This window comes from Variovorax sp. 05L425 (assembly GCF_056397705.1).
The window spans coordinates 22,418-33,596 of sequence record NZ_JBFTNY010000042.1 but is presented as its reverse complement, the minus strand read 5'-3'; the positions used below and the strand labels follow the sequence as shown (position 1 = coordinate 33,596).

Here is an 11,179-nt window from a genome sequence, read left to right as displayed (position 1 = left end):
GCCGGCCAGCATGATCAGCGCCGACACGGGCGGCAGCGCGTAGGTGGCGGGCAGCAGCATCGCGATGGTCGCCACCGGGCCGATGCCCGGGAGCACGCCGATCAGCGTGCCCAGGATGCAGCCGACCAGGCAATACAGCAGGTTGGTGAGCGTGAAGGCGACGCCGAAACCGGTCGCGAGGTTGTGAACCAGATCCATGAAGGTCTCCTCAGCCCGAAATGAAGGTGGGCCAGACCTGGATCTGCAACTTGAGCGCCCAGATGAACGCCACGTAGCTGCCTGCCGCCAGGATGGTCGAGAGAACCAGCACGTCGCGCAGCTTGAAGTGCTCGCCCGCGAGGCTGGAGATGATGGTCAGGGCGTAGATCGCGAGGATCATTCCCATGGCCGGAAGGCCGATGCTCGGCAGTCCGCCGAGCAGCACGCCGAACGCGAGGTTGGCGGCGAGCACGAAGAAGAGCGGCTTCCATGCCCACTTGCCGATGGGGTCGGCGTCGGCCGTCTCGACCACCAGCGACTGGAACATCACCGCCGCGCCGAGGATCGCGAGCAGGATCCCCAGCATGAGCGGGAAGTAGCCGGGGCCCATGCGGGCTCCGTCGCCGATGCTGTAGGAGGTCGCGCCAATGGCGAAGGCCCCTCCTATGGCTGTGAACATGACTCCTGAAAAGAAGTCAGCCTGACTCTTGATGCGCATGTCTCGCTCCTCGTTGTAGTAGGAGTGAGGGTCGTCGCCTGAAGCTGACCATTGGCTGACCAGTACTGTACGGACTTCCACGTACCGTCAGTGGCCCGTCAGGCTCAAGACTTGCGGCGAAGCGGGTTCAGCAGCCCCTTGAGGCCGTTGTGATCGATCTCGTGCATGAGTGCCAGGAGCCTGCCGATCTCCCCCTTGGGGAAGCCTTCGCGCGCAAACCAGGTCAGGTAGTTGCCGGGCAGGTCGGCGATCACGCGGCCCTTGTACTTGCCGAAGGGCATTTCGAGGGTGACGAGGCGTTCGAGGTCTTCGGGGCTCATCGATATGGTTCCTGCTGGCTATGCTGCTTCATCTTTGCGCCCTGTGCTGTTGCTGTTCCAATCCACCATGTCATTCAATTCCCTGGGACTCGATCCCGCCCTGGTGCGTGCCGCCGCCGACAAGGGCTATGCGGCGCCCACGGCCATTCAGCTCGAAGCCATCCCGCCGATCCTGCAAGGTCGCGACCTGCTGGGCGCGGCCCGCACGGGTTCCGGCAAGACGGCGGCATTCTCGCTACCTCTTCTCCAACGGCTGGCCGGCGAGCCACGCCGGACGCCGAGGCCGTTGCGCGCGCTGATTCTCGTGCCCACGCGCGAGCTGGCGGCGCAGGTGGGCGAATCCATGCGCGGCCTGGCGCAGCACCTGCCCGTGTCGCTCAAGATTGCCGTCGCCTTCGGTGGCGTGTCGATCAATCCGCAGATGATGGCCTTGCGAGGCGGTGCCGACGTCATGATCGCCACGCCCGGCCGCTTGCTGGATCTCATCGACCATCGCGCTCTCCGGCTGTCGTCGGTGTCGATACTGGTGCTCGACGAGGCCGATCGCCTGTTCGACCTCGGCTTCGCGGAAGAGCTGAATCGCATCCTCTCGCTGTTGCCGGAGCGGCGCCAGAATCTGCTGTTCTCGGCCACCTTTCCGCAGGCGATCCAGTCGCTGGCCGAGGCGCTGCTGCGCGATCCGGTCCGGGTGGAGGTTGCTTCCGAAGCGGTGGATGAGCCCGCGATCCTGCAGCGAGCCATCGAGGTCGACGCGAGTCGGCGCACGCAGCTGCTGCGCCAGCTGATCGAAAAGAGCGGATGGTCCCGCGTGCTGGTCTTTGTTGCCACCAAGCACGCGTCGGAGATCGTGGCCGACAAGCTCCGCAAGGCCGGTATCGACGCCGAACCTTTTCACGGCCTGCTGAGCCAGGGCAAGCGCACACAGGTGCTCACCGACTTCAAGGCTTCCCGAGTGAAGGCGGTCATTGCCACCGACCTTGCGGCGCGCGGCATCGATGTGGTTCATCTGCCGGTCGTCGTGAACTACGACTTGCCGCGCTCGGCCGTCGATTACGTGCACCGCATTGGCCGCACGGGCAGGGCGGGGGCCAGCGGCCTGGCGGTGACCTTCGTCAGCGCGGCAACCGAGGCGCATTTCCGACTCATCGAAAAGCGCCAGGGCCTGAACGTGCCGCGCGAGCGTGTCGCGGGATTCGAGCCGGTGGAGACCGAGGCACCGGCATCGGTCGCGGCCGACGGTACCGGCGGCATCAAGGGAAAGCGGCCGAGCAAGAAGGACAAGCTGCGCGCAGCCGCGGCGCGCTGAGCGGCCGGCCTTTCAGCGCGCCGGAACGGCTGCGCGCGTCCGGTAGGTGTCCCAGGCAGCGACAGCCAGGATCACGAGCGTCGTCAGCATGTTCATCGTCAGCAGGTCGAGCATCGCGGCGGCAGGCAGCAGCGCAGCCACCGCGATCACGCCGACGACGTGCGAGACCGGGAAGGACCCGTAAACGATGCGCTTGTAGAGCCCGTTGCCCGCCAGATAAGCGACCGGCGCGCCGGCCATCACGATGAGCGCCGGCAGGTCCATGTGGCCATGCGGATGCGCAATGACGAGTTCGTTGCCCACGGCCGTCACGATGATCCCACCGACGATCAGCACGTGCACGTAGTGGAAGTAGGCGCCGATGCGGCCCGGATCGTCGGAGTGCTCGATCACGTGGCTGCCGTCGGCGCTGCTGGTGTCGAAGTAGAGCCACCACATCGCGAGGCTGCCCGCGAAGGCACTCAGGAAGGCCACCGTCGAAAGAGTGCCGAGGGTCTGGGTCTTCGCGAAGGTGTCGCCGATGAGCAGGATCGATTCGCCCAGCGCCATGATCACGAAGAGCTGGCAGCGCTCGGCGAGGTGGCCGCCTTCGATGGTCCAGTCGGAAGTGTGCGAGCGCCCCAAGCCGAGCAGCGGGAAGCCGAACATCGGCGAGATGTATTCGCAGGCGACGGCCACGGCCCAGAAGCCCATGCGCACCGGTCCGGCCGCGATGGCGCCGGCGATCCAGAAGACGGCGGCGATGCAGCTCCAGCCCAGGATCCGCTGGAAGTTCGGGGCCAGCACATGGCGGCCGCGCAGCAGCATGACCACGAAGAGCGAGCGCCCCACCTGGATCGCAACGAAGGCCGCTGCGAACACCGCCCCGCGTTCGGCAAAGGCGCCGGGGATCGCCGCCGACATCACCAGCCCTGCCAGCATCACGCCGAAGAGCAGCAGCCGGATCGGCGCTGTCCGCGGGTCGAACCAGTTGGTCACCCAGCAGGTGTATTGCCACCCCAGCCACACGGCGAACCACAGCAGCAGCGTTTCGAGCGCGCCGAGCGGTGTGAGGTGGCCGAGCAGATAGTGCGACAGCTGCGTGACCGCGAAGACGTACACCAGGTCGAAGAAGAGCTCTTCGTAGGTGACCTTGGCTTCGGCGCCGTCGCGACGGCGCAGCGCCGGATGCGAGTTCGAGGCGTGGTTCTCGGGCATGGGCGGATTCTCTCCGGGCCATGGCCCGTTTCGGTCATTCCCGCGGCGGCTTCTTCGCGATGCCCATCGTCTTGGCGAGGATGCCGAGCATCACCTCGTCCGCGCCGCCGCCGATCGATGCCAGCCGGCCGTCGCGGTACAGGCGCGAGACGCGGTTTTCCCAGGTGAAGCCCATGCCGCCCCAGAACTGCAGGCAGGTGTCCGCCACCTCGCGCGTGAGCCGGCCGCACTTGAGCTTGGCCATGGAGGCGAGTTCCGTGACGTCCTGCCCCTGCACATGCAGGTCGCAGGCGCGGTAGGTGAGCGCCCGCAGCGCCTCGACCTCGGTCTTGAGTTCGGCGAGCTTGAACTGCACCCACTGCTGGTCGGCCAGCGTGCCGCCGAACAGCTTGCGCTGCTGGGCCCACTCGATGGTTTCGGCAATGCAATCGTCCAGCGGCACCAGCGAGCTGGCGGCGCACCACAGGCGCTCTTCCTGGAACTGCTGCATCTGGTAGACGAAGCCCTGGCCCTCCTCGCCGATGCGGTTGCGCTGGGGCACGCGCACATTGTCGAAATAGATCAGCCCGGTGTCGCTCGAATGCATGCCGATCTTGCGGATCTTCTTCGCCTTCTCGATGCCGGGGCTGTCCATCGGAACCATGACGAGCGATTTGTTGCGGTGCACTGGCCCGTCGCCGGTGTTGACCAGCATGCACATCCAGTCGGCCTGCAGGCTGTTGGTGATCCACATCTTCTGGCCGGTGATCAGGTAGTCGTCGCCGTCCTTGCGTGCGTAGGTCTTCAGCCCGGCGACGTCGCTGCCCGCGCCGGGCTCGCTCACGCCGATGCAGCCCACCGTCTCGCCCGCGATGGCCGGCGCCAGGAACTCGCGGCGCAGCGCGTCGCTGCCGAAGCGGGCGAGGGCGGGCGTGCACATGTCGGTCTGCACGCCGATGGCCATCGGCACGCCGCCGCAGCTCACGTGGCCCAGCGCCTCGGCCATCGCCATGGCGTAGGAATAGTCGAGGCCCGAACCGCCGTAGAGCTCCGGCTTGTTGAGCCCGAGCAACCCGAGCGCGGCGAGCTTCCTGAAGATCTCGTGCGCCGGAAAGCTCTCGGCCTCCTCCCATTCGTCCACGTGCGGATTGATGTGCTCGTCGATGAAACGGCGCATCGTCTTCTGGATTTCGAGATGCTCGTGGGTGTATTGCATGCCTGTCTCCGGTCGGTGCTTGTGTCGGCTTCGCCGACTTTAGGCGGCGGCCGGCATGCCCGCTTGCGGGAAGTGGCTACGGGAGCGTCAGCGCTGCGGCCGGATCCGGTAGAGCGCGTTGTTGCGATCGGCCGTCATGTAGATGGTGCCGTCGCTGCCGACGGCGACCCCGGTCGGCACGTAGGGCCGTGGCATGCCCGGACCGCCTTCCAGGCCGATCGGCAACCCTTCGGCCACGGTGCGGCGCGTGCCGCTCGCCGGATCGATCTCCACCAGCCGTCGCGCAGCGGTTTCCGCCACGATGAAGCTGCCCCACGGCGTCTGTGCCACGCCTTCGGGCATCGCGAGCCCTTCGGCGATGACCCGCAGCGGCGCGCTGGCATCGAGCGGGATGCGCGTCAGCTTGCCCGCGGCTTCGGTGACGTAGAGCGCGCCGTCCTTGCCGATGATCATCTGGACCGGTCCGTCGAGACCGCTGGCGATGACTTCCTTGGTCTCGAACTTCGGGCCGCTCGCGCGTGTCACGCTGCCGGTGGCGATCTCCGCGTAGATCACGCTGCCGTCAGGCATCGGGATGGCGTCGTAGGGCGCCTTCAGGCCGTGCAGCACGCCCGTGGTCTTCAGCGTCTTGCGATCGACCAGCTGCACCGTGCCCGTGAACCACGACGCCAACGCGAAGTGCGTGGGCGACAGGCCCACCGAAAACGGATACTCGAGATCTGGATCGCGTTGCATGCGGAAGATATCGCGCACCGCCCCGCTCGTGGCGTCGACCTGGCGGAAGCCGAAGATGTCGGCCACCCAGAGGTTGTTGCCGTCGATCTTGAGGCCGGCCGGCACCGCGAGCTTGCCGCCGGTCAGGAAGCGCAGCTCACCCGTGTCGGGATTGAAGGCCTCGACCGAGTTGTCGGCCATGTTGGAGACATAGATGGTCCCTTCAGGCGCGATGGCGAGGTTGTCGAGCGAGGGCTTGAGCTGCTTGGCGACCGTCTTGCGGCCGGTGGCCAGATCGACCCGCACCAGTTCCCCGCTGCGCGCGTCGACCACCCACAGGTTGCCCTTGCCGTCGAGATTGGCCGCGGCGGGAATCTTGAAGCCGTCGGCGATCACCGTCATCGCGCCATTGGCCGGATCGATCTTCACGACCTGGCCCTTGAACCACAGCGGGCCGTAGAGCATGCCGTCGGGACCGACCTCGAAACCGTTGAAGCCGCCCATGTCCTTCTTGATGAGGCGTGGCGGCTTCTGGCCGGCGAGGTCGATCTCCCACAGCGCGTCGCCGAGGAACACCTGCGAGGCGTAGAGCTTGCCGTTGCGGCGATCGAAATCGAGCGAGTTGAGTCCGGGCAGGTCCTTGGCGACCACGCGCATCGGCGCGTTGTCGTTGTCGCGCATGCGCAGCATGCCCATCAGGTAGTTGGTCCAGGCGAGTTCGCCCTTGGGGCCGACCGCGATGTCGTCGGCTTGCCCCTCGGGGCTCTTGATGAGAACGCGTGCGGTCCCGGTCTTCCGGTCGACCTCCCACAACGAGTTGCCGACCACCGACCCGGCGAGCAGCCGGCCTTGCTTGTCGATGGCCAGGCCGTGCACGCCGGAAAAGGCCGAGGGCGCCACGATCGCCTCCGGCGCGGCCCAGGCGTTCGGCCTCGTGGGTGGCGGTGTCGTCGACGGTGTCGTGGTGCAGGCCCCGAGAAGGAATGCCGACGCCAGAAGAGCGCCGCCGATGATCCGCTTCATGTTGTCTCCTCGCTTTGTAGTCCTCGCGGGACATGCTACGCCCGATGCGGATAAATCAACACGGCCTGAGCCAGGAACCCCGCGGAACCGGCTTCGCCGGGCCGCCGGGGTTGCCCCCGGAGAGGGGGTGCCCGAGCCACACGAAGTGGGCGAGGCTGGGGGTGATCTTTTTTCAGGATCTGAAGCGTTTGCGTGTCAGTCCGAGCGCTATCCAGTACGCCGCCACCGTGTAGACCACCAGCACTACCGCGTGCCGCCACCAGTCCGCCGGCCACTGATCCATGAAGAGTGGCCGCACCAGCATGACCGCATTGGTCAGCGGCAGCCACGCGGCGACAGCGCGCACGGCGCCGGGCAGTTGGTCCAGGGGAAAGAACACGCCCGAAAGGAACATCATCGGCGTCATGAACAGCGTGAAGTAGTAGGTGAAGAAGTCGTAGCCCTTCGCCAGCGCGTTGAAGATCAGAGCGATGCACGAAAAGGTGATGCCGACACCCACCAGCACGAACCACGCAATGATCAGCTTCGGGCTGTGGCTGATGCCCAGCGCGAGCATCACGAACATGATCGCGGTGGTCGTGAAGATCGCCTTGAAGCCGGCCCACAACATTTCGGCCAGCACCACGTCGTCGAGCCCCACCGGCGCGTTCATGATGCCGTCCCAGGTCTTCTGGACGTGCATGCGCGAGAAGGCCGAGTAGAGCGCCTCGAACGAGGCGGCGTTCATCGCGCTCATGCAGACCGAGCCGCTGGCGAGAAACAGGATGTAGGGGATGCGGGTGCCGTCGACTTCGATCTTGCCGACCAGCGCGCCCATGCCGTAGCCGAAGGCCACCAGCCAGATCAGCGGCTCCGCGATGTTGCCGATCAGGCTCGGGATCGCGAGCTTGCGCCACACCAGCAGGTTGCGCAGGAACACCGGCCACCAGCGCATCGAGAGTTCGGGCGGGCGCCATACCGAAGGCGCGGCCAGTGCCTCGGCGATTGGCGATGTCGTATCGATCTGCATGCTCATCGCTGCCCCTTCTTGATCAGCCGTCTTCGCGAATCTGCCGGCCGGTCAGCTTGAGGAACAGGTCCTCCAGATTGGCAGGCCGATGGAAGGTGCGCAAGCCGCTGCGGTCGCCGAGCGCTGCCATCAGGCCGCGCGCGTCCTGTGTGTAGAAGAACACCGTCTCGCCGCTGACCTCGACCCGCGCAGCGTAGTCCTTGAGCGGCGATTGCGCCAGTTCGAGCGCCCCGTCGCCGTACAGCTCGACCACGTCGGGTTCGAGATACTGGGCGATCAGGTCGCGCGGACGACCCTCCGCGATCTTGCGGCCGTGGTCGAGCACGAGCAGCCGCGAGCACAGCCGCTCGGCCTCGTCCATGAAGTGCGTGGTCAGCAGGATCGACTTGCCCTGCTGAAGCAGCACCTGGAGCCGTTCCCACATCAGGTGCCGCGCCTGCGGGTCGAGTCCGGTGGTGGGCTCGTCGAGCATCAGCAGCTTCGGGTCGTTGACCAGCGCGCGCGCCAGCGAGAGGCGCCGCCTCATCCCGCCGGAGAGCTCGCCGGGCTTCGCGTCGGCCTTGTGCGAGAGCGCCGCGAACTCCAGCAGCTTCGGAATGCGCGGCGTGATCTCTGCGCGCCGCATGCCGAAGTAGCGTGCATAGACCATGAGGTTTTCCGCGCAGCTGAAGTCGGGGTCGAGCGAGTCGAACTGGCTCACCACGCCGAGCTGCGCCTTGATGGCGCGCGCATCGCGCGGCATGACCAGGCCGCCGAGCCCTTCGATGGTGCCGTGATCGGGGACGGTCAGGCCGAGGCACATGCGAATGGTCGTCGTCTTGCCTGCGCCGTTGGGGCCGATCACGCCAAGGCACTCGCCGGGCGCGATCTCGAAGGAGAGATCGTCCACCACGGTCGTGGTGCCATAGCGCTTGTGGAGGTTGTTGGCTTGGAAGAGGGGGGTCGGCACCGCTGAATCATAGAGATCTCCCCCAGGTTGGCTCACTTCGTGTAGCCGCCCACCCCCTTCCGGGGGCAACCCCTGCGGCCCGGCGGAGCCGGTTCCGCGGGGTTCCTGGACGGGGCCTGGGGCGGTTTTGATGGGGTGGCCACTGGCTCTACAGCCTTATGCCTGCGAACTCGGTCTTCATCCAGTCGATGAAGGCACGTGTTCGGGCCGGCAGCAGCCGTGCATGCGGATAGATCACACTCACCGGCCGTGGCGGCGGTTCGAACTCTGCCAGCACGATCTGGAGCCGGCCCTGCGCCACCATCGGCAGCACCTGGTAGGAGAAGAAGTTGCCGAAGCCCATGCCCGCCGCGCAGGCCTCGACAGCCGGCGCGATGTGGTTGAACTCCAGGTTGCCGTGGGTCGGGATCGGCAGGGCGCGCCCGTTCTCGCGAAACATCCATGGGCCGATGGTCGTGGGATGAATGCGCACGCAGTTGGCCCGCTGCAAGTCGCGCGGATGCGTTGGCGTGCCGTGCCGCCGCAGGAAGTCCGGGCTCGCGACCACCACGCGGCGGATGCTGCCGAGCTGTTGCGCCACCAGCGACGAATCCTCCAACGCGCTGATACGTATGCCGACGTCGACACCTTCTTCGAGCAGGTTCACGGGGCGGTCGTGCAGCAGCACGCTGCAGCGCATCTTGTCGTGGCGCTGGAGAAAACGAACGATCGCCGGCGAAACGTACATGTGGCCGAACAGTACCGGCGCGGTGACCGTGAGCAGGCCCGCGGGTTCGGTCGCATCCAGTGTGAGGGCGCGGTCGGCGGCATCGGCTGCCGCCAGGACTTCCCGCGCGCTTTGCAGGTAGCTGCGGCCTTCTTCCGTCAGGGAGATGCGCCGCGTCGTGCGGTGGAAGAGCCGCACGCCGAGGTGGGCTTCGAGTGCCGCGAGCGAGCGCACGACGGCCGGGAGCGATGTGTCCAGCGCGTCGGCAGCCTTGGTGAGGCTGCCCTGCTCGGCGATCTGCACGAAGGTCTGCATGGCTTTGAGGCGGTCCATTCGGCGATTAGACCGGAATCCGGAGCAGTCAACTGCATTGGACGCCATTACTCCCCAAAGAGGAGCAAACCAGAATGGAGGCATTCCAACGCACCGCCAGGAGAACCCATATGATTTCCGCCCGCCCCGCCCAGCCCATCAAGCTCTACAGCTCGGCCGTCTCCGGGCACTCGCATCGTGTGCGGCTGTTTCTGTCGATCCTCGGCCTGCCGTTCGAGACGATCGAGGTCGACCTTCGCGCGCGCGCACAGCGCAGCCCCGAATTCCTTCGCCGCAATGCCTTCGGGCAGGTGCCGGTCATCGAGGACGGCGATGTGACCTTGGCCGACTCGAACGCGATCCTGGTCTACCTGAACGAACGCTATGCACCTGATCCGGCGCGCTGGCTGCCTCGCGATCCCCTTGGTGCGGCCCAGGTGCAGCGGTGGCTGTCCGTCTCGGCGGGTCAACTGGCGGGCGGACCTGCGATGGCGCGGGTGATCGTGCTGCTCGGGTTGCAAAAGGACGCGACCGAGGTGATCGCCCGATCCCACGAACTCCTTCGCACGATGGAAGGGGAACTCTCGCAGCGGCCTTTCCTGGCGGGCTCGTCCCCGACGCTGGCGGATATTGCCAACCACACCTACGTAGCGCATGCGCCCGAAGGCAACGTGTCGCTCGCGGACTATCCGCATGTGCGCGAATGGCTGGCGCGCGTCGAGGCGCTGCCGGGCTTCGTGCCGATGGCGGCCTCTCGTGCAGGGCTTGCGACATGAACACCGGTGTCGCGGCGAATGCGTCGCCTTGGCACGAAGGCGAGCGGGCGATGCAGGCGCGCGCCGGCGTGCTGGAGCGCATGGCGATGTTCGGGTCGCGTGTTGTTCGCGACTACATGCCCGATCAGCATCGGACATTCTTTGCGCAGTTGCCATTCCTGATCACGGGCGGCCTCGACGGCGAGAAGCAGCCGTGGGCAAGCGTGCTGGCGGCGCCACCTGGTTTCGCGCATTCGCCCGACGAGCATCACTTGCGTGTCGACGCCCGCGCCGAAGTGGGCGACCCGCTCGCCGATGCGCTGGTGACGGGCACCCCGGTCGCCCTGCTGGGTATCGAGCCACACACGCGGCGGCGCAATCGCATGAACGGCGTGGTCGAACAGGTCGATGCGCGAGGCTTCTCCGTGGCTGTGCGGCAGAGCTTCGGCAATTGCCCGAAGTACATCCAGGCGCGCGAGCCGGTGTTTGTGCGCGATGCACGCGCGTCGCCGCTCCCGCACCGCACCGATGTCCTGGATGCCGCAGCGCGCCGCATGATCGAGACGGCAGACACTTTCTTCATCGCGACCGCGCATCCGGCAGCGGGCGATGAGGCTGCGTCGCATGGTGTCGATGTGTCGCATCGCGGCGGCCGTCCGGGCTTCGTGCGGGTGTCGGACGACGGGACGTTGACGGCGCCAGATTTTGTCGGCAACTCGTTCTACAACACGCTGGGCAACATCGCAGTGAATCCGCGTGCGGGCCTGTTGTTCATCGATTTCGAAACCGGCGATCTGCTGCAGCTTGCGGTGACGGCCGAGGTCATCTGGAACGGCTTCGAGCTTGCTGCCTTCGAAGGTGCGGAGCGGCTTCTTCGCATGCGGGTCGTCGCCGCAATCCATCGGCCGGCCGCATTGCCGCTGCGCTGGGGACCGGCGGAGCAGTCGCCATTTCTGGAAGCGACCGGAACGTGGCCGCGAGCCGCGTGATTCGCGG

12 protein-coding genes are annotated in these 11,179 nt (G+C 66.6%); 3 read left to right on the top strand and 9 right to left on the bottom strand.

What is annotated here, in order from left to right:
* The 3 genes from AC1DN9_RS28915 to AC1DN9_RS28905 form a co-directional block, all read right to left on the bottom strand.
* Positions 1-198: tripartite tricarboxylate transporter permease (locus tag AC1DN9_RS28915; protein ID WP_478105764.1), on the bottom strand; the 198-nt coding region annotated here is incomplete at its 3' end.
* A gap of 10 nt (positions 199-208) precedes the next feature.
* Positions 209-697: a tripartite tricarboxylate transporter TctB family protein gene (locus AC1DN9_RS28910; protein ID WP_478105762.1), complete on the bottom strand. Its 489-nt coding sequence runs from the start codon at positions 695-697 to the stop codon at positions 209-211.
* 104 nt (positions 698-801) lie between these two features.
* Positions 802-1,017 carry a DUF3820 family protein gene (locus AC1DN9_RS28905; RefSeq protein ID WP_478105760.1) on the bottom strand — a complete coding sequence of 72 codons (216 nt, stop codon included), beginning with the start codon at positions 1,015-1,017 and terminating at the stop codon, positions 802-804.
* A 67-nt stretch (positions 1,018-1,084) separates the two neighbouring features.
* Here AC1DN9_RS28905 and AC1DN9_RS28900 point away from each other — a divergent pair, with 67 nt between their 5' ends.
* Positions 1,085-2,323: a DEAD/DEAH box helicase gene (locus tag AC1DN9_RS28900; RefSeq protein WP_478105758.1), complete on the top strand. Its 1,239-nt coding sequence runs from the start codon at positions 1,085-1,087 to the stop codon at positions 2,321-2,323.
* Between the two features lie 12 nt (positions 2,324-2,335).
* Here the strand turns inward: AC1DN9_RS28900 and AC1DN9_RS28895 are convergent, their stop codons facing one another.
* The 6 genes from AC1DN9_RS28895 to AC1DN9_RS28870 all read right to left on the bottom strand — a co-directional run bounded on the left by AC1DN9_RS28895 (position 2,336) and on the right by AC1DN9_RS28870 (position 9,449).
* On the bottom strand, positions 2,336-3,520 hold the full coding sequence (locus AC1DN9_RS28895) for a low temperature requirement protein A (RefSeq protein ID WP_478105756.1): 1,185 nt from the start codon (positions 3,518-3,520) through the stop codon (positions 2,336-2,338).
* 34 nt (positions 3,521-3,554) lie between these two features.
* On the bottom strand, positions 3,555-4,715 hold the full coding sequence (locus AC1DN9_RS28890; RefSeq protein ID WP_478105754.1) for an acyl-CoA dehydrogenase family protein: 1,161 nt from the start codon (positions 4,713-4,715) through the stop codon (positions 3,555-3,557).
* A gap of 87 nt (positions 4,716-4,802) precedes the next feature.
* Entirely contained in the window at positions 4,803-6,452 is a 1,650-nt protein-coding gene (locus tag AC1DN9_RS28885; RefSeq protein WP_478105752.1) for a Vgb family protein, read from the bottom strand.
* A gap of 172 nt (positions 6,453-6,624) precedes the next feature.
* Positions 6,625-7,461, bottom strand: a complete 837-nt coding sequence (locus tag AC1DN9_RS28880) for an ABC transporter permease (protein ID WP_478105766.1) — start codon at positions 7,459-7,461, stop codon at positions 6,625-6,627.
* A gap of 22 nt (positions 7,462-7,483) precedes the next feature.
* Positions 7,484-8,410, bottom strand: coding sequence for an ATP-binding cassette domain-containing protein (locus AC1DN9_RS28875; protein WP_478105750.1), 927 nt, complete (start codon positions 8,408-8,410; stop codon positions 7,484-7,486).
* A gap of 148 nt (positions 8,411-8,558) precedes the next feature.
* Entirely contained in the window at positions 8,559-9,449 is an 891-nt protein-coding gene (locus AC1DN9_RS28870; protein ID WP_478105748.1) for a LysR family transcriptional regulator, read from the bottom strand.
* A 110-nt stretch (positions 9,450-9,559) separates the two neighbouring features.
* Between AC1DN9_RS28870 and AC1DN9_RS28865 the strand changes: the two genes are divergently transcribed.
* Together AC1DN9_RS28865 and AC1DN9_RS28860 are read left to right on the top strand one after the other, a co-directional pair.
* A complete protein-coding gene (locus AC1DN9_RS28865) occupies positions 9,560-10,204 on the top strand; it encodes a glutathione S-transferase family protein (protein WP_478105746.1) in 645 nt (214 codons plus the stop codon).
* On the top strand, positions 10,201-11,172 hold the full coding sequence (locus tag AC1DN9_RS28860; RefSeq protein ID WP_478105744.1) for a flavin-nucleotide-binding protein: 972 nt from the start codon (positions 10,201-10,203) through the stop codon (positions 11,170-11,172). The genes AC1DN9_RS28865 and AC1DN9_RS28860 overlap by 4 nt, the downstream gene beginning before the upstream one ends.
* The last annotated feature ends 7 nt before the right edge of the window (positions 11,173-11,179 follow it).